Source organism: Streptomyces sp. NPDC048507, assembly GCF_043199995.1.
Lineage (GTDB): Bacteria > Actinomycetota > Actinomycetes > Streptomycetales > Streptomycetaceae > Streptomyces.
The window spans coordinates 211,181-228,574 of sequence record NZ_JBICWZ010000001.1; the positions used below are offsets into that span (position 1 = coordinate 211,181).

A 17,394-nucleotide genomic window follows, 5' to 3' on the forward strand; every position below is an offset into this window, starting at 1 on the left:
GGACCGGCCTCCGGACCGGCCTCCGGACGCCGATCGGACGGCCGTCCGGACCCCGGACGCCGGTCGGGTCGTCCGCCCTGCGCCTGTACCATGGGCCCCTTGCGAGGGCCGTGACGCAGAGGTCACCGCCCTCGCCGTTTTTGCGTCACGACCACCCGGGCGAAATGCGGGCGCGTGCCCTTTCGGCGGTTCGATACGATGAACCGCATCACAATCCGTCACGGCACGCCGTCGCGGATGAATCCGTCACCACCGTACAAATGAAACGAATGGAGCATCCGAGGATGGCTCGACACCTGATCACCAGCGCGCTTCCCTACATCAACGGGATCAAGCACCTGGGCAACATGGTCGGGTCGATGCTTCCGGCGGATGTGTACTCCCGGTACCTCCGCCAGCGCGGCCACGACGTCCTGTACATCTGCGCCACCGACGAGCACGGCACCCCCGCCGAACTCGCCGCCAAGGAGGCCGGGATCTCGGTCGCCGAGTTCTGCGCGCAGGCCCACGACGCCCAGAAGGCGGTCTACGACGGCTTCCAGCTGTCCTTCGACTACTTCGGCCGCAGCTCGTCCGCGCAGAACCGGGAGATCACCCAGCACTTCGCGCGCAAGCTCCAGGAGAACGGCTTCATCGAGGAGCGCGCGATCCGGCAGGTCTACTCGCCGGTCGACGGCCGCTTCCTGCCGGACCGCTACGTCGAGGGCACCTGCCCGCACTGCGGCTACGACAAGGCCCGCGGCGACCAGTGCGAGAACTGCACCCGCGTCCTGGACCCCACGGACCTGATCGAGCCCCGCTCGGCCATCTCCGGCTCCACCGAGCTGGAGGTCCGCGAGACCAAGCACCTGTTCCTGCGCCAGTCCGTGCTCCAGCACGAGGTCGAGGCCTGGGTCGCGGAGCACGAGGAGGAGTGGCCGCAGCTCGCCTCCTCCATCGCCCGCAAGTGGCTCACCGAGGGTCTGCACGACCGCGCCATCACCCGCGACCTCGACTGGGGCGTGCCGGTCCCCGCGGACACCTGGCCCGAACTGGCCGCCGAGGGCAAGGTCTTCTACGTCTGGTTCGACGCTCCGATCGAGTACATCGGCGCCACCAAGGAGTGGGCCGACCTGGATCCGGCGAACCGGTCCCACACGTCGTGGTGGTACGAGGCCGAGGACGTCCGCTACACGCAGTTCATGGCCAAGGACAACGTCCCGTTCCACACGGTGATGTTCCCCGCCACCCAGCTCGCCACCCGCGAGCCGTGGAAGAAGGTCGACTACGTCAAGGCCTTCAACTGGCTGACGTACTACGGCGGGAAGTTCTCCACCTCCCAGAAGCGGGGCGTCTTCACCGACCAGGCGCTGGAGATCCTCCCGGCCGACTACTGGCGCTACTTCCTCATCGCCAACGCGCCCGAGTCCGACGACTCCTCCTTCACGTGGGAGCACTTCACCGCCACGGTGAACAAGGACCTCGCCGACACCCTCGGCAACTTCGTCAACCGCGTGCTGTCCTTCTCGCGCAAGCGGTTCGGCGACGACGTCCCGGCGGGCAACGCGGCCGGCGAGGCGGAGGCGAAGCTCGGCGAGCAGATCGCCGAGCTGCTGGCCGAGTACGAGGGCCACATGGACACGCTCCAGTACCGCAAGGCGGCGGCCGCGCTGCGCGCCCTGTGGTCGGCCGGAAACTCCTACCTGGAGGAGAAGGCCCCCTGGCTGGAGATCAAGACCGACCCCCAGGGCGCGGCGCTGACCCTGCGCACCGCGATGAACCTCATCCACCTCTACTCGGTGGTCTCCGAGCCCTTCATCCCGACCTCGGCGCGCGCCATGCGCTCCGCGTTCGCCCTGGCCGACGACACCGCGACGTGGGTGACGGCGGAGCAGGCCAAGGCGCTGGACGCCGTCCCGGCCGGGACCCCGTTCACCGTGCCGCCGGTGCTCTTCGCGAAGATCACCGAGGAGGACCTGGAGTCCTACCGGGAGCGCTTCGGCGGCACCCCGGAGGCCTGACGGTCCCCGCATCCGGCTCCCGAAGGGCGCGACCTCCCAGGTCGCGCCCTTCGGCGTGAGCGGCGGGTCCCCCGGGCGCGGGTCCCCCGGGTGCGGGTGTCCCCGGTGCGGGCGTCCCCCGGGTACGGGTGCCCCAGGTAGGGAAAACCCGACCGCGAAGGCTCCGCCTGACCGTGCAGACCGCAGCGGGCCGCGCGGCTGGAATGGGTCCATGACCCCCTCCTCCCGCCTCCGGGCCGCTTCCCCCGCCGTCCGCCGGACCGCCGGGTGGCTGCTCGCGGCCGCCTGGGCCCTGTCGTTCCCGCTGGTCTCCTCGCTCGGCCCGCACCGGCTGTGGGGCTGGTGCGCGGCCGCCGGGTACCTGGCCGCCGCCGGGGCCACCGTGCTGGGGCGCCGCCGGGCGGCACTGGGCGCGGCCCTGCTGGGAGCCGTGGCCGTCCCCCTGCTGTACCTGGTCCTCACCGGGCAGGGGCAGTCCGAGGTCGGGGTGATCGAACGGTCCGGGCGGCTCCTGCTGGAATCCGGACGGCTCTACGTGGACCGGCCCGCCGGGGTCGAGGAGTACACCCCGTACCTGCCCGGCATGGCCCTCCTCGGCCTCCCCCGCGCCCTGCTGGGCGGCGGCGACGGCTGGGCGGTGCGCCTCCTCGGTGATGCCCGGATCTGGTGCGCGGCGGTGCTGTTCGCCAGCCTGTGGGCCGGCCGCCGGATGCTGGGCGGGCCCGCCCAGCAGCTCCTCCCGGTCCTGGTGGCCTCGCCGGTGGTGGCCCTGCCGCTGGTGGTGAGCGGGGTGGACCTGCCGCTGGCGGGCCTGTGCTGCCTGGCGCTCGCGGCCGCCGTCTCGGGCCGCCCGGCGGTGGCGGGGGCGGCGCTCGCGGCGGCGTGCGCCCTCAAGTGGACGGCCCTGCCCGCGGTCGCGGTGGTCCTCGCCGTCCTCGGGGCCTGCCGGGGAGCCCGTGCCGCGGTGCGCTGCGCGGCGGTGGCCGCGTCGGGCACGGCCGTGCTGGTGCTGCCGGGGGTACTGCTCCAGCCGCAGGAGCTGTGGCGGCAGGTCTTCGCCTTCCCGACGGGCCGGGCGGAGGTGGCGACCCCGGCGAGCAGCCCGCTGCCGGGCCACCTGCTGGCCGGACTCGGGCCGTGGGGCTGGTACCTGACGGTGGGCCTGCTGGCGCTGGGCGGCCTGGCGGTGGCGCTCTCGCTCCGGGTGTGCCCGCCGCGGACCCTCGTCGCCGCCGCCGACCGGCTCGCCCTCGGGCTGACGCTGGCCTTCCTGCTGGCTCCGGCGGGCCGCTTCGGGTACCTGGCCCTGCCGGTGCTGCTGGTGCTGTGGGCCCGCGCGACGGCCCCGCGGCCGCAGCCGGCCCCCTCCCGCGTCGTGGCCCGCTCGGGCCGGCGCGAACGCCGCCCTGCGGTGGCCCGGTAGTCCGCGCGGGCAACCCGTCCCGGGGCCGCGTTCAGGGGCGGGCGGCCGCGCCGCGGAGGTGGGCCAGGACGGCCAGGACGCGGCGGTTGCCCTCGGTCGGGTCCAGGTCGAGCTTCATGAAGATGCTGGACGCGTGCTTGACGACGGCCGCCTCGGTGACGAACAGCCGGGCGGCCAGGGCCTGGTTGTTGAGCCCCTCGGCCATGAGCGCCAGCACCTCGCGCTCGCGCGGCGTCAGCCGGGCCAGCGGGCGGTCCCGCTCGTCCCGGGGGGCGAGGAGCACCCGGACCACCTCCGGGTCGATGACGGTCTGGCCGCCGTGGACCCGTTCCAGGGCGTCGAGGAACTCCGTCACCTCCCCGACCCGGTCCTTGAGCAGGTAGCCCAGCCCGGCCGCCGAGCCCCCGCCGAAGAGCTGGGTCGCGTACGCCGTGGCCACGTACTGGGAGAGCACCAGGACCGGCAGTCCGGGGTCCTCGTCCCGGAGCTCCAGCGCGGCCCGCAGGCCCTCGTCGCGCAGCCCGGGCGGCATCCGCACGTCCGTGACGACGACGTCCGGCCGTTCGGCGCGCACCGCCCGCAGCAGCGCGGGGGCGTCTCCGACGGCGGCGAGCACCCGGTGCCCGCCCAGGGTCAGCAGCTCCGTCAGCCCGGCGCGCAGCAGGACGGAGTCCTCGGCGAGGATCACCCGGAGCACGGCACCTCCACGCGCAGTTCGGTCGGTCCGCCCAGCGGACTGGACACCGTCAGCCTGCCCCGCAACATCGCCACCCTGTCCGCGAGTCCCGCCAGGCCCGCCCCCGCGCCGGGATCGGCCCCGCCGCGGCCGTCATCGCTGATGGTGAGGGTGAGCCGGTCGCCCTCGACCCTACCGGCGACGGCGACCCGCGAGGCACCGCTGTGCTTGGCGGCGTTGGCGAGGGCCTCGGTGACGGTGAAGTAGGCGGTGGTCTCCACGGGTTCGGGAAGCCGCGGCAGGCGGGCGAGATCGACCGTGACCGGTACGGGATGGCGCAGGGCCACCTCGGCGACGGCCGCCGCCAGTCCGTGGTCGGCGAGCACCTGCGGGTGGATCCCGCGCACGAGGTCGCGCAGTTGCTCCAGGGCGAGCTTCGCCTCTTCGTGTCCCCGTGCGACCAGCGCCGCGGCCGGGGCCGCCTCCGGGATCCCGCGCAGCTGCAGCTGCGCCAGGCCCAGGGTCATGCGGAGGGCCACCAGCTGCTGCTGGGCCCCGTCGTGCAGGTCGCGTTCGATGCGGCGGCGCTCGGCCTCGAAGGCCTCCACCAGGCGGACCCGGGAGCGGGTGAGCTCAAGGACCCGGCCGTCCTCCTCGCGGGGCCCGAGCAGCCACCGGCCGGTCCGCACCTGTGCCCCGGCGACCAGCGCGCCCGCGTACGCCGACAGGGCCAGCCCCGCCAGCCCGGCGGCCGTTCCGCCGAGGGCCTCCAGCGGGCCCGCCACGGCCCGGCCGGGTATCAGCATCACCGGTTCCGGGGCGAGCGCCCACACGATCGCGGGGGAGGCCACCAGGAGCAGCGAGAACGCGACCAGGGCCAGCACCCCGAAGCCGGCCGCGCCGAAGAGGGTCCCGAGCAGGGCGGCGTACCCGAACTCCCGCCGGGTGGCGCGCTCGCGCAGCCGGGTCCGCAGCCAGGCGGCCGGACCGGCCCCGGCGAGCGAGGTGTGCGGATCGGCCACCGGCTCGGGGTCGATCCAGCGCAGCCGGGCGCGCTCCAGCTCCCCGAGGGGCACCGAGCCGGCCAGGGCGGCGGCCGCCGGCAGCAGTCCGACCCCGGTGACCGCGAGCAGCACCGCGAGGCCGGTGAGCAGCACCACGGCGACGAGCACGGGGCAGCCGAGGAGGAACCCGCCGCCCAGGTAGGCCCAGCACCGCCAGGGCCACCACGAGCCGAGGAACCGCAGGGGCCGCCGCGCCACCTCCCACACGGCCACCGGGGGAGCGGGGAGGGGGGAGGTGATCGCGGACATGCGGTCCAGCCTAGGCCGTCCGGGCGGGGCGCCGGCCGGGCCGCCCGCCGCCCCGACGTGCCGTCACATCGCGGCGCCCAGCGCCACGAAGCCGCAGATCAGCACCAGGAGGACGGCCAGGAGCGGCCATACGAAGCGCAGGTAGCGGTCGTAGCCCACCTTCGCCAGGGCGACGCCGCCGATGGTGACGGCCGTGGTGGGGACCCAGAGGTTCATCCAGCCGCTGGCGGCCTGCCAGGCGGTCACCACCACCGCGCGGGAGACGCCCGCGAAGTCGGCGAGGGGGGCCAGGATGGGCATGGCGAGCGTGGCGTGGCCGGAGGTGGAAGGGATCAGGAAGGCCAGCGGGAGGTTGACCAGGAAGACGATCACCGCGAAGAGGCTGGACGAGGTGCCCTTGACCACGCCCTCGATGGAGTGCAGCACGGTGTCGGTGATCTTCGAGTTGTTCATGATGACGGTGACCCCGCGCGCCAGCATGATCACCAGGGCCGGGGAGATGAAGTCGGCGGCGCCCTGGATGATCGTGGAGCTCAGCTTCGCCTCGCCCATCCGGGCCACCAGGCCGACCAGCACCGCCGCGCACAGGAAGAGCGCCGAGAGCTGCGGGAAGGACCAGTCGAGCTCCCAGGAGTACGGGGCGGCGTCGGCCTTGCCGGTGAGCGCGCTGGACCAGGGCACCACCGAGAAGATCATGAAGGCGAAGACGAGCACCAGCAGCACCAGCACCGTCCGGTGCAGCCCGCTCAGCACCGGCTCCTCGTCGGAATCGGCCGCGGCCTTCTGCATCCGGTCGCCCGGCAGGAAACCGCACAGGGACTTCGCCGGGTCCTTCTGGACGCGCCGCGCGTAGCGGACGACGTAGAGGATGGTGACGGCCGTCAGCACGATCCACATCACGAAGCGCAGCGCGATGCCGTCGCCCAGCGAGATGTCCGCCGCCGAGGAGGCCACGCCGGTCGCGAAGGGGTTGACGGTGGAGCACAGCACCCCGATGCCCGCGCCGAGGATCGCGGCGCCGACCGCGACGAGCCGGTCGTAGCCGAGCGCGAGCATCATCGGGACGAGCAGGCCGTAGAAGCCGAGGGTCTCCTCCGCGAAGCCCTCGACGGTGCCGAGCACGGAGAAGACGAGCATCACGGCGGTGATCAGCAGGGCGCCGCGGTCGCGCAGCCGGTGGGCGAGGCGGGCGATGCCCCGGTCGAGGGCGCCGGTGGCGAACACGACGGTGATGAAGGAGCCGATGGCGAGGACGAAGAGGAAGACGCCCGCGCTGCCGTACAGGGCGCCGGTGAAGCTCGGGCCGACCTCGTGGGTGGTGAGGTCCTGGATGCCGTACAGGCCGTTGACGGGGGAGAGGAAGAGGTCGTTCAGCCGGTCGGTGAAGCTCTGGGTGTCGTGGACGCGGTGGTAGGTGCCGGACAGCGGGGCGCCGCTGTCGTTGCGCGCGTACTGGCCGGCCGGGACGAGGAACGCCAGCAGCCAGACCGCGACCGTGACCAGGGCCAGGACGGTCAGGGCACTGGGGAACGCGAGCCGCTTGGCGGGGGCCGGGGGTTCGTGCTCCGCGACGGGCGGGACGGGCGGGGGCGGTGCCGCCGGGCCGGCGCCGTCGGGGCGGCCGCCCGCGTCCGCCGGAGCGGCCTGATCGTCTGCTGCCACGCGCCACCGTCCCTCTGGTGCGACCTGCGACCTGCGATCTGCGATCTGCGATCTGCGATCCGAGATCCCCCACCGCGATCCGTGCTCCGCGGCCCGCGGTCGGGGGCCCGCTGCCGGGGGTCCGCGGTCCCGCGTGTTCCGATCATCGGCCGGAGGAGCGGTGCGCGCCGTGGCGGCGGGCCCGTACGGGTGAACGGGCGCTCCGGGGCGGGCGGGCGCGGGCCCCGTTCTAGGATCGGATCATGATGCGGACCAGCACCAAGACCGAGCTCGGCGACTTCCTGCGGTCCCGCCGTGCCCGGATCCGCCCCGAGGACGCGGGACTGACCGCAGTCGGCGGACGCCGCCGGGTGCCGGGGCTGCGCCGCGAGGAGCTGGCCCGGCTCGCCGGGGTCAGCGTGGACTACTACACCCGCTTCGAGCAGGGCCGCGCCGAGAACGTCTCCGACGCCGTCCTCGACGCCGTGGCGGCGGCGCTGCGGCTGGACACCGCCGAGACCGCGCACCTGACCCGGCTCGTGCGCAACGCCGGGCGCGCCGGCTCCCGTACGGCGGCGCGGGGCGCGGACAGCGACGACGGGGCCCAGCGGGTCCGGCCGGGGCTGCTCCGGCTGCTGGACTCGATGCCCGGGACCCCCGCCTTCGTGGTGGGCCGGCGCACCGACGTCCTCGCCTGGAACCCACTGGGCGCCGCCCTGCTCACGGACTTCGCCGCCCTGCCGCCCGAGCGCCGCAACAAGGCCCGGCTGGTGTTCCTGGACCCGGACGTGCGGGGCCGCTACGCCAACTGGCGGACCAAGGCGCGGGACCTGGTCGCCTACCTCCGCTATGACCTGGCGCGGCATCCGCACGATGCCCGGTTCGCCGCGCTGATCGAGGAACTGGCCGAACACAGCCCGGAGTTCGTGGAGCTTTGGCAGGAGCAGGAGGTGGCGGAGAAGACGCACGGCGGCTACCACCTGCGCCACCCGCTGGCCGGCGGGTTCACCGTCGCCTACGAGAGCCTGCGGCTGCCCGACGACCCCGACCAGATCCTGATCGCCTACACCGTGGAGCCCGGCTCGCCCTCCGAGGCGGCGCTACGGATCCTCGCGGCGGCGGCGGCGGCGGCCACGGCCACGGCGACGGGCCACGGCCCGGCCGGCGGCGCGGGCGCGGCCGACGCCGCGGGCCCGAGCGGGCCGGAGAGCGAACCCGCACCGCCGCGGCCGGGTCGCTGACCTGCCGGAAGCCGTGCGGTGGCCGTTCCGAGGCCGCCGGCCGGCGGGGTGCGGACACCGCGCCCCGCGAGCGCCCGAAGTCGGTACTCGCACAAGGATCTTGACCTGTATGCCGCGTGTCGAACCGGCCCCCTGATCGTTTCTTCAGCCGTAACCCTCACATCGGCTGCCGGATCGGGAGGCGTGCGGTGACGGCTTGGCAGTACTTCGCCGGGGCGGGTCTGGTGGCGGCGCTGTGCCCGCTGCACGGCCACGTGGCGGTCGCGGGCGACGGCCACGGCCACGGGGCGCGGGTCGACGTCTGCGTGCCCGGCGGGCATCCGAAGCCGCCCGCCGTGCGGCCGCCCGCCTCGTTGCCGCCCGGGGTGCCGGTGCCGCCCGTGGCCCTGCCCTCCGTGCGGGTGAGTCCGCCCGGGGTGGAGCGCCCCACGGTGCGCCACCCGGGCGTCGCGCCGGGCCTCGCGCCGGTGTCCGGGCCCGCGGCCCCGGCGCCGGGGGCCCCGGCGCGGCCGGCCCGGCCCGCGCCGGCCGCCGGGCCCGGACCCGAGCCGGTCCCGGCCGCCGCTCCCGCCCCGCCCGCGGCCGGGACCGCCCTCGCACGGGTGAGCGCCTTCCACGTGCGCCCGTACCGTTCCGCGGCCTCGGAGCGGCGCGGCCCGAAAGGCCTGACGACCATGATGCTCTTGGTGGTCGTCACCACCCCGGCCGTGCTCGCCGCCGCCGCGCTGCGCCCCCGCTCCAAGAGCCGCGGCTGACGCACCCGATGAACCCACGCACCCACGAACGGGAGATTTCTCGTGTCCGAATGGCTGGTCCTGGCCATCGCCATGGCGCTCGTCTGCGCCGTCGTCCTCGCCATCACCGCGATCCGGCACCGCCGGGTCGCGGCCGACGAGGACACCAGCGAAACCCCTGACGTCATCGAGTACATGACGATGATGGTCGGGGTGGTCTACGCGATCGTCCTGGGCCTGGCCATCGCCGGGGTCTGGGAGGCGCGCGGCTCGGCCGAGGACAGCGTGCGCCGCGAGGCGCAGTCCCTGTACGAGGTCACCCAGCGCGCCGACGTCTACCCGGCGCCCGTCCGGGACCGGATCCGGGGCGAGGTGGACGCGTACGTCTCCCACACCGTCAGCGTGGACTGGCCGCGCCTGGTGTCGGGGCAGAGCGCCTCCGACGAGGGCGCGCAGCTGCTCGGCAAGCTGCGCGGGGACGTCACCCACCAGAGCCCCGCCAATGAACTCCAGGCGCAGGCCTACCAGCCGTTGCTGGACCACATCGCGGCCGCCGACGACGCCCGCCACTCCCGCACCCAGAGCGACGAGTCCACCCTGCCGAGCGTGATCTGGTTCGGGCTGGTGGTCGGCGGTCTCGTCACCATCGGGCTGATCTTCACCCTCCAGATCCGGCGGTCGGGACGTGAACTGCTGCTGGCGGGCCTCTTCAGCGCGCTGATCGTGTTCCTGCTCTTCATGGTGTGGAGCTTCGACGCCCCGTACGGGCGGGACGGCACCGACTCCGCCGGGCCCTTCCAGGACCTCTTCCCGGCGGTGACGGTGACGGCCTCGCGCTGAGCCGTCGTCCCGCAGGCGTCACGCGGTCCCGGGAGGCCCGGTCAGCTCCCCGTCAGCGGCCCGTCAGCTCGCCGCCAGGGCCGCCTGCCGCCGGGCCGCCGCCACCACCGGGGAGTGCCGCAGGGCGTCGGAGATCCGGACGAGGTCGCGCGGGCCGTCGGCCGCCACCAGCACCTGCTCGCCGTCCGGATCGCCGTCCGCGTCCGCCGTCCCCTCGGGGGCGGCGGCGCTCGTGCGCACGGCGGCCGCGACCATCGCGGCGTCCGCGACGGCGCGGGCCGTCTCCTCGTCCGCCCCGGCCGCGCGGGCCCGCTCGTACGCCGAGTCGCGGTGGCGGCGGTCGAAGCAGGGGCCGAGGCGCAGGAAGCCGTCGTGGATGTCGGACTCCCGCTGGATCACCCGGATCTCGGCCGGGGACCACCAGGACATCCGCACGCAGGGGGTGCCGGGGGCGGTGCTGCGCACCTCGTGCCACAGCGCGCCGAGCCGCCGGTACGTCGTCCAGGTGTGCCAGCTGTCCGACAGCCGCTGGCACACCAGCGGCAGGACGAAGCCGACCGCGCTGACCAGGGCGGCGGCCGACGCCAGGGGCGGGGCGACGTAGGTGCTCAGGAAGTCGAGGTCGTGGCCGAGCCAGCGCGCGCCGACGGCGGACAGCTTCGTGGCGTCGTAGGTGAGGCTGATCGAGTAGCCCGACACGATGATCACCAGTCCGCCGCGCAGCCAGCCGCGGACCTGTACCGACCAGTGCCAGCACATCGCGACCATGGTCACTGCGGCCACGCTGTGCGCCAGCAGGTAGGACACGATCATCAGGCGGACGTACGGGGTGTTCGCGTAGTACGTGTCGAAGTCGCGCAGCCGCTCGACGGGCGTGTCCCCCAGCACGGACAACACCATGATCGCCACGATCACGACGGAGTAGCCCGCGATCCAGCGCCGCGTGGTGCGCCGGATCTCCCGCGCCGGGCCGCCGCGCCAGTTGAACATCAGGATCAGGCAGGAGGCGCTGAAGGCCGTCATCAGGCAGTACACCAGCGGGGCCGAGACGTTGGGGATGCCGGTCCAGCGGTTGACGGCCTCGATGGTGGGCGGGGCGGCGAAGGTGAACACCAGGGTGGCCAGGACCAGCAGGACGCAGACCGACCGCAGGAGCGGATCGCGCCAGTGGGTGCGCAGGGCCGGCAGCTTGAAGACGAGGGAGACCGCCATCGCCACTGCCGGGATGTAGTAGTCCTGTCCGTTCAACGGTCGTTCCTGTGCCCCCGGTAGCCGAGGGAGGTCTCGATGCGGCCGGCCAGCTCGTCGCGCTGGGCCGGCGCCCGCAGTCCGGCGGACCCGGCCAGCCAGGTGCGGCACCGGCTGCCCAGCAGGAGCCCGAAGGTCTCGGCCTCCGTCTCCTCCTGGACGTCCGCACGCGTGCGCGCCGCGACGCTGCGCACCGTCTCGCCGAGGTCGGCGCCGTCGGCGAGCAGCCGCGCGGCGACGGCGGCCCCGTCGACGTGGTGACTGCAGTGGCCCGCCTTCATGTGCCACAGCTCGTGGCCCAGGATCACCAGCTGGTGGTCTGGTGCGGTGCGTTCTTCGATGACGACCAGGTCGCGGTCCGCCATGTCGAGCCAGAGCCCGCTGGCCGTCCCCTGCGGGAAGGCGGCCATCCGGAACTCCACCGGGCGCCCGCGGTGCCGGCTCATGCCCTCGCAGAGGGCGGCGTAGAGGTCCAGGGGCTCGACGGGGGCGGGCAGCCTGATGCCGGACACCAGCTCCCCGCACAGTCGCCGCTGCGCTCTGCCTATGCTCACCGTTCTCCCCGTCGGCGCGGATCCGGATCAGGACTCAAGGATCAGATCCAGACTTTCGACTGGGTCATGATTCGTTCGGTTTGACGCTTTCCAGAAGCATGTCCAGCCATTCGGTCACCTTGTCCCGGTGCTTGTCGCTGGGCAGTTGGGCGGCGCGCCAGGCGATGCCCCGTACACCGTGGTTCTGCAGGAGTCTTGCCAGCGGATCGCCGGCCGAAGCGGCCTCGGCCGGTACGGTTTGCCGCTCGCGCCCCGCGAAGTCCTGGAGCAGCTGCTGCTCGGTGCGCTGGAGGGCGTCGGTGAGGGCGTCGGCGTCGTGGGCGGTGAGGAAGCCGGCGTGCACCCCGAAGAAGCGCTGGATGGCGTCACAGTGCTCCATGGTGGGGCGGCGGTCGCCGTTGATCAGGGCGCCCGCCTGCTGCCGCGACATGCCGGCGCCGTCGGCGATCTCCTGCTGGGTGTAGCGGCGGCCGTTGGGCTTCACCCGGGTGCGTCGCAGCAGGTCGAGGCGCTGGAGGAAGCGCGCCTGGAGATCGGGTTCGCCGGCGGAGCGGCCGTCGAGCAGGGTCTTGATCACGTCCGTGGGGACCCCGGAGGCCTCGGAGAGCCGCCGCAGGTCGAAGACCTGGTTCCTGGTTCGGCCCAATTTCGTCGCGAGTTCGGCGACCCGCGTGACGGTCGCTGCCAGGGGCGCGTTGGCCACCGCGACGGGAGCCGGGAAGCCGTCTGTCACCAGTGGTTCTCCTAGATCGCGCGAGGTCAGTGGGCACGTGGTCGGCCTCAGGGAATCTATCCGGTCTACCCCGGGAGAGCTAGAACTTGCCACAGCTGTGGCGGGAATGAGCTGTCGCGAGGCTGGAATTGCCACAATAGTTGACACTCGAATGAAGTCGGTAGCAGGATCGCCACACGGAAATGAAGATCCAGACCGTGAGGAGGGGGAGCTCTCGGTGCCACATCTCGCAGCGGTGGGCCCGTCTGATGGCCTCGTCCGAGCCGGTGAGGAACGCCTGGCGGGCGAGGAGTCCGTCCGTGGCGCAGTGCGGTCGGAGCGACGCAAGGAGATTTTGCGCCAGCGCCGCGAGGAGCTGGGCCTGAGCCAGGAGGACGTCGCGTCCCGCCTGCGCATCAGCGTACGTGCGTACGGAAACTGGGAGCGCGGGCTCGTCAAGGAGTGGACGGACCGCAAACTCCTCGCCCTGGCCGAGGCCTTGGAGATGAGCGAGCGGCAGTGCTTCTGGCTGTTCAGGGTGATGGTCGACCGCGATCCGCCGCCCACCTGGCGCGCGGCCGAGGAGAACCGGCTGCCCCAGGACCCGGCCCAGCGCGATTACCTGTGTGACTACGCGGCCCTCATGGAAGCCGTTCCCTACCCGAGCTTCCTGGTGGACCACCGCTGGGACGTCGCGCTCACCAATTCGGCCTTCGACCGGCTCTTCCAGTCGGTGCGCCCGCATCCGACGGCCCTGCCGGACGACAACTTCCTGCGCTTCGTGCTGTTCCACCCGGACGCCGCGGCCGTGCTGGAGGACCACGAACCGGCCTGGTGCGTACCGCTGCTCGCCCAGTTCGCGACCGCGCTCGGCGCGGCTCCGGAGGACGAGGGACTGCGGAGCATCCGTCAGGAGGTGGCCCGCGACCCGTTCATGGAGGCGGCCTACCGCTACGGGGTCCCGCACTGGCTGAGCACCCACGGGGAACTGGCCGCCGAGCAGGACGGGGCCGTGCGGACGGTCCGTCACCCCGACCCCGGATACGGCGTCGTGCGGTGCCGGATGGTGGCGGAATCCAGCCGAATGCTGGAGGGCATGGGACTGACCCGGGTCACCCTGGTGCTGTCGGCGCCGCAGGGCCTGCCCTCGGGTCCCGTGCGCGGCGGGACCGGGTTCCCGCAGCAGCAGGGGGCGCGGCTGCGGGCCGTGCCGTCGCCGGTGGACTGACCGGGAGCGCGGTTCCCGGGGCCACGGCCGCCTTCCGCGGTGGGTCCGCGCGGGGTGCGTGCCACGATCCGCGTCATCGCGCGGATGTCACCGATCGTGGCATCCGCGGCGGTCCGGGCGGTCCCGGCGCCGTCCGTGGTTCCCTGGTCCGGTGATCCACGGCAGCGGCCGTGACGGCGAAAGGCGGTAGGGGCGTGCGGTTGACCATCCTCGGCGGGGGCGGATTCCGCGTTCCGCTCGTCTACGGAGCCCTCCTCGCGGACCGCGGCGAGGGCCGGGTGTCCCATGTGACGCTCTACGACGCGGACCCCGCCCGGCTCACCGCCATGGCCCGCGTCCTCGCCGGCCAGGCCGCCGCCGCCGCGGTCCCCGACGCCCCGGCCGTCACGGCCACCGGGGACCTCGACGAGGCCTTGCGCGGGGCCGACTTCGTCTTCTCCGCCATCCGCGTCGGCGGACTGGAAGGACGCGCCGCCGACGAGCGGATCGCCCTGGCCGAGGGGGTCCTGGGCCAGGAGACGGTCGGCGCGGGCGGGATCGCCTACGGCCTGCGGACCGTTCCCGTGGTGCGCGAGATCGCCCGCCGGATCGCCCGGCACGCCCCGGACGCCTGGGTCATCAACTTCACCAACCCGGCCGGGGTGGTCACCGAGGCGATGGCCGAGGTGCTGGGCGACCGGGTCATCGGGATCTGCGACTCGCCGGTCGGGCTCGGCCGCCGGATCGCCCGGCTGCTCGGCGCCCGCCCCCAGGACGCCTGGATCGACTACGTCGGCCTCAACCACCTCGGCTGGGTACGCGGCCTGCGCGTCGGCGGCCGGGACGAGTTGCCCCGGCTGCTGGCCGACGCGGGGGCCCTGGAGTCCTTCGAGGAGGGCCGGCTCTTCGGCGCGGACTGGCTGCGCTCGCTCGGCGCGATCCCCAACGAGTACCTGCACTACTACTACTTCAACCGGGACACCGTCCGGGCGTACCAGGAGGCCAAGCAGACGCGCGGGGCCTTCCTGCGCGACCAGCAGCGCGCCTTCTACGCCGAGGCCGGCCGGGCGGCGGACGGCCCCGCCGGGCAGGCGCTCGCCGCCTGGGACCGGACGCGGGCCGAGCGCGAGGCCACGTACATGTCCGAGAACCGGGAGGTCGCCGGCGTCGGCGCGCGCGAGGACAGCGACCTGGAGTCGGGCGGGTACGAGAAGGTCGCCCTCGCCCTGATGCGGGCCATCGCGCGGGACGAGCGCGCCACCCTCATCCTCAACGTCCGCAACCGCGCCACCCTGTCGGTGCTCGACGCCGAGGCCGTGATCGAGGTGCCCTGCCTGGTCGACGCCAACGGGGCCCACCCGGTGGCCGTCGACCCGCTGCCGCTGCACGCGGTGGGGCTGGTGACCTCCGTCAAGGCGGCCGAACGGGAGGTGCTGGCCGCCTCCGCGAGCGGGGCGCGGGCCGACGCGGTGAAGGCCTTCGCGCTGCACCCGCTGGTGGACTCGGTGGCGGTGGCGCGCAGGCTGCTGGACGGCTACGCGGCGGAGCACCCGGGTCTCGCGTACCTGCGCTGACCGCGACGGGGCGGGGCGGCCGGGGCGGGGGCTCGCGTCCGGTTCACCCGTACGGCGGCTTGCGGCATGCGGGGACGGGTGCGTGCTGTGACAGTGCGAGAGTGACCACTGCTCCCGCCACAGCCGCCGCGCCCCCCGTGCTCGACCGGCGGCGGCGCAACGTCGTCTTCGGCACGATCATGCTGGGCGTGCTGCTCGCCGCGCTCGACCAGACGATCGTGGGCACGGCCCTGCCCACCATCGTCGCCGATCTGGGCGGGGCGGCCCACATGTCGTGGGTGGTGACCGCGTACCTGCTCGCGGAGACCGTCGCGACGGTGCTGGTGGGCAAGTTCGGCGACCTCTTCGGCCGCAAGCTCATCTTCCAGATCTCCGCCGTCGTCTTCATCACCGGCTCCTTCCTCTGCGGCCTCGCCGGCAACATGACCCTGCTCATCCTGTGGCGGGGCGTGCAGGGCATCGGCGCGGGCGGTCTGATGGTCACCTCGATGGCGCTGATCGCCGACGTGGTGCCGCTGCGCGAACGCGGCAAGTACCAGGGCGCGATCGGGGCGGTCTTCGGCGTCGCGACGGTGATCGGCCCGCTGCTCGGGGGGCTCTTCACCGACCATCTGAGCTGGCGCTGGGCCTTCTACGTCAACGTCCCGATCGCGGTCCTCGTCGTCATCGCGGCCGCCCGCACGATCCCCTCGGTACGGGTCGCCGGGCGGCCGGTCATCGACTACCTGGGCATCGCGCTCGTCGCGGTCGGCGCCAGCGCGCTGATCCTGGCCACGAGCTGGGGCGGGAACGAGTACGCGTGGAGCTCGCCCGTCATCATCGGGCTGTTCGCGGGCGGCGTGCTGGCCCTGGGGCTGTTCTGCCTGGCGGAGACGCGGGCCGCCGAGCCGATGCTCCCGATGCGGCTGTTCCACAACCCGGTGTTCTCGGTGTGCTCGGTGCTGAGCTTCGTCGTCGGCTTCGCCATGCTCGGCGCGATGACCTTCCTGCCGACCTACCTGCAGTACGTGGACGGGGATTCGGCCACCGTCTCCGGCGTGCGCACCCTGCCGCTGGTCATCGGCCTGCTCATCGCGTCCGTCTTCAGCGGCAACGTCACCAGCAAGACCGGGCACTACCGGATCTTCCCGATCGTGGGCAGCGCCGTCATGGGCGTGGGCCTGTACCTGTTGTCGCGGATGGGGCCGCAGACCGGCGTCTGGCTGGAATCGCTGTACATGTTCGTGCTGGGCGCCGGGATCGGCCTGTGCATGCAGGTGCTCACCATCGCCGTCCAGAACACCGTCGACTACGCCGACCTCGGCACGGCCACCTCCGGCGTCACCTTCTTCCGTACGCTCGGCAGCGCGTTCGGAACGGCGGTGTTCGGGACGATCTACGCCAACAGCCTGGAGCCCGAGCTGACGGCGGCCGTGGCCCGGGCCGCCCGCGCCACCGGGGCCGACCCGGCGAAGCTGGCCGCGGCCGCGCAGAGCCCCCAAGGGGTGCACGGGCTCGATCCGGCGGCCGCCGGGCCCGTCATCGCCGCGTACACGGAGGCCCTGCGGACCGTCTTCCTGTGGACGGTGCCGGTGGCCGCGGTGGGCTTCGTCGTCGCCCTCTTCCTCAAGCAGGTCCGGCTGCGCGACAGCGCCCGCGCGGGGTCCACGGACATGGGCGACGGCTTCGCCTCGCCCGCCACGGCCTCGGGGGATTCGGCCAAATTGCTGGAGCTGGCGGTCGGCAAGCTCGTCCGGAGCATGGGCCCGGACACGGCGCGCGGGATCGTCGACGCCTCCGACACGCGGCTGGACATCGCGGGAGCCTGGGCGGTCATGCAGGTGGACCTGCTGACGCGGACGGTCGGCCACGCCAGTCTCGGCCTGATCGCGGCCCGGCGTTCGCTGCCGCCCGAGGTGCTGCTCCCCGTCTTCGACCGGATGTCGGAGGAGGGCTTCCTGACCCGGCAGAACGGATTCTTCGCGCTCACCCCGGCGGGGGAGCGGGAGGCGGGGGTGATCTCGGGGGCGTGGGCGGGCTGGCTCGGAGACCAGCTGGAGAAGGACCGTGGGCGGCCCCGCAGCGCCGAGCTGAGGGTGGCGGCGGACGCGATCGCGAAGCGGCTGCTGGCCGAGGACCTCGGCGACGGCAATTTCGCGCCACGCCTGGTGCGGCGGGGGTAGGGCGGGGAACCCGGCGGGGAACCCCGGGCCCGGCCCGGGCGTCCTTCGCTGTGCGTACGGATCCGCGGG

General features: G+C 73.7%; 14 protein-coding genes. 8 read left to right on the top strand and 6 right to left on the bottom strand.

All coding sequences use genetic code 11. The annotated features are described in order from the left end of the window. Window positions 1-284 precede the first annotated feature (284 nt). Both metG and ACGFXC_RS00985 read left to right on the top strand, forming a co-directional pair. Window positions 285-2,000, top strand: coding sequence for a methionine--tRNA ligase (gene metG / locus ACGFXC_RS00980; protein WP_393708224.1), 1,716 nt, complete (start codon window positions 285-287; stop codon window positions 1,998-2,000). Between the two features lie 211 nt (window positions 2,001-2,211). Beyond that, the gene (locus ACGFXC_RS00985) at window positions 2,212-3,423 is read left to right on the top strand and encodes a glycosyltransferase 87 family protein (RefSeq protein WP_393708226.1); all 1,212 of its coding nucleotides are present in this window, start codon (window positions 2,212-2,214) and stop codon (window positions 3,421-3,423) included. 31 nt (window positions 3,424-3,454) lie between these two features. On the opposite strand, the gene ACGFXC_RS00990 is transcribed toward ACGFXC_RS00985, so the two are convergent. From ACGFXC_RS00990 to ACGFXC_RS01000, 3 genes are all read right to left on the bottom strand, one after another. Beyond that, window positions 3,455-4,120, bottom strand: a complete 666-nt coding sequence (locus ACGFXC_RS00990) for a response regulator (RefSeq protein ID WP_393708228.1) — start codon at window positions 4,118-4,120, stop codon at window positions 3,455-3,457. Further along, window positions 4,108-5,412: a sensor histidine kinase gene (locus ACGFXC_RS00995; RefSeq protein WP_393708229.1), complete on the bottom strand. Its 1,305-nt coding sequence runs from the start codon at window positions 5,410-5,412 to the stop codon at window positions 4,108-4,110. Before ACGFXC_RS00995 ends, ACGFXC_RS00990 begins: the two co-directional genes overlap by 13 nt. 63 nt (window positions 5,413-5,475) lie before the next feature. Beyond that, complete coding sequence (locus ACGFXC_RS01000) at window positions 5,476-6,930, bottom strand: YfcC family protein (protein WP_393709562.1); 1,455 nt, start codon at window positions 6,928-6,930, stop codon at window positions 5,476-5,478. Between the two features lie 389 nt (window positions 6,931-7,319). Here ACGFXC_RS01000 and ACGFXC_RS01005 point away from each other — a divergent pair, with 389 nt between their 5' ends. The 3 genes from ACGFXC_RS01005 (at window position 7,320) to ACGFXC_RS01015 (ending at window position 9,868) form a co-directional block, all read left to right on the top strand. Next, on the top strand, window positions 7,320-8,294 hold the full coding sequence (locus ACGFXC_RS01005) for a helix-turn-helix domain-containing protein (protein WP_393709564.1): 975 nt from the start codon (window positions 7,320-7,322) through the stop codon (window positions 8,292-8,294). Window positions 8,295-8,482: 188 nt separating this feature from the next. Beyond that, the gene (locus ACGFXC_RS01010; RefSeq protein ID WP_393708230.1) at window positions 8,483-9,049 is read left to right on the top strand and encodes a hypothetical protein; all 567 of its coding nucleotides are present in this window, start codon (window positions 8,483-8,485) and stop codon (window positions 9,047-9,049) included. A gap of 42 nt (window positions 9,050-9,091) precedes the next feature. Further along, window positions 9,092-9,868 (top strand): hypothetical protein, encoded by a 777-nt coding sequence (locus ACGFXC_RS01015; RefSeq protein WP_393708231.1) that lies wholly within the window; start codon window positions 9,092-9,094, stop codon window positions 9,866-9,868. A 63-nt stretch (window positions 9,869-9,931) separates the two neighbouring features. Here ACGFXC_RS01015 and ACGFXC_RS01020 read toward each other — a convergent pair whose 3' ends face one another. The 3 genes from ACGFXC_RS01020 to ACGFXC_RS01030 all read right to left on the bottom strand — a co-directional run bounded on the left by ACGFXC_RS01020 (window position 9,932) and on the right by ACGFXC_RS01030 (window position 12,403). Beyond that, a complete protein-coding gene (locus ACGFXC_RS01020; protein ID WP_393708233.1) occupies window positions 9,932-11,116 on the bottom strand; it encodes an MAB_1171c family putative transporter in 1,185 nt (394 codons plus the stop codon). Continuing rightward, on the bottom strand, window positions 11,113-11,670 hold the full coding sequence (locus ACGFXC_RS01025) for a toxin-antitoxin system, toxin component (protein WP_393708234.1): 558 nt from the start codon (window positions 11,668-11,670) through the stop codon (window positions 11,113-11,115). Before ACGFXC_RS01025 ends, ACGFXC_RS01020 begins: the two co-directional genes overlap by 4 nt. A 64-nt stretch (window positions 11,671-11,734) precedes the next feature. Continuing rightward, entirely contained in the window at window positions 11,735-12,403 is a 669-nt protein-coding gene (locus ACGFXC_RS01030) for a helix-turn-helix domain-containing protein (RefSeq protein ID WP_393708236.1), read from the bottom strand. 334 nt (window positions 12,404-12,737) lie between these two features. On the opposite strand from ACGFXC_RS01030, the gene ACGFXC_RS01035 reads away from it, so the two are divergent. The 3 genes from ACGFXC_RS01035 (at window position 12,738) to ACGFXC_RS01045 (ending at window position 17,325) form a co-directional block, all read left to right on the top strand. Continuing rightward, window positions 12,738-13,610, top strand: coding sequence for a helix-turn-helix domain-containing protein (locus ACGFXC_RS01035; protein ID WP_393708237.1), 873 nt, complete (start codon window positions 12,738-12,740; stop codon window positions 13,608-13,610). A gap of 194 nt (window positions 13,611-13,804) precedes the next feature. Further along, window positions 13,805-15,163 carry a 6-phospho-beta-glucosidase gene (locus tag ACGFXC_RS01040; protein ID WP_393708238.1) on the top strand — a complete coding sequence of 453 codons (1,359 nt, stop codon included), beginning with the start codon at window positions 13,805-13,807 and terminating at the stop codon, window positions 15,161-15,163. Window positions 15,164-15,342: 179 nt separating this feature from the next. Next, window positions 15,343-17,325, top strand: a complete 1,983-nt coding sequence (locus ACGFXC_RS01045) for an MDR family MFS transporter (protein WP_393709565.1) — start codon at window positions 15,343-15,345, stop codon at window positions 17,323-17,325. The last annotated feature ends 69 nt before the right edge of the window (window positions 17,326-17,394 follow it).

Bases quoted from the DNA above. Each gene is read 5' to 3' on its own strand.
- ACGFXC_RS00995 (WP_393708229.1), bottom strand. From the start codon at position 5,412: ATGTCCGCGATCACCTCCCCCCTCCCCGCTCCCCCGGTGGCCGTGTGG.
- ACGFXC_RS01045 (WP_393709565.1), top strand. From the start codon at position 15,343: ATGCTGGGCGTGCTGCTCGCCGCGCTCGACCAGACGATCGTGGGCACG.
- ACGFXC_RS00985 (WP_393708226.1), top strand. From the start codon at position 2,212: ATGACCCCCTCCTCCCGCCTCCGGGCCGCTTCCCCCGCCGTCCGCCGG.
- metG (WP_393708224.1), top strand. From the start codon at position 285: ATGGCTCGACACCTGATCACCAGCGCGCTTCCCTACATCAACGGGATC.
- ACGFXC_RS01005 (WP_393709564.1), top strand. From the start codon at position 7,320: ATGCGGACCAGCACCAAGACCGAGCTCGGCGACTTCCTGCGGTCCCGC.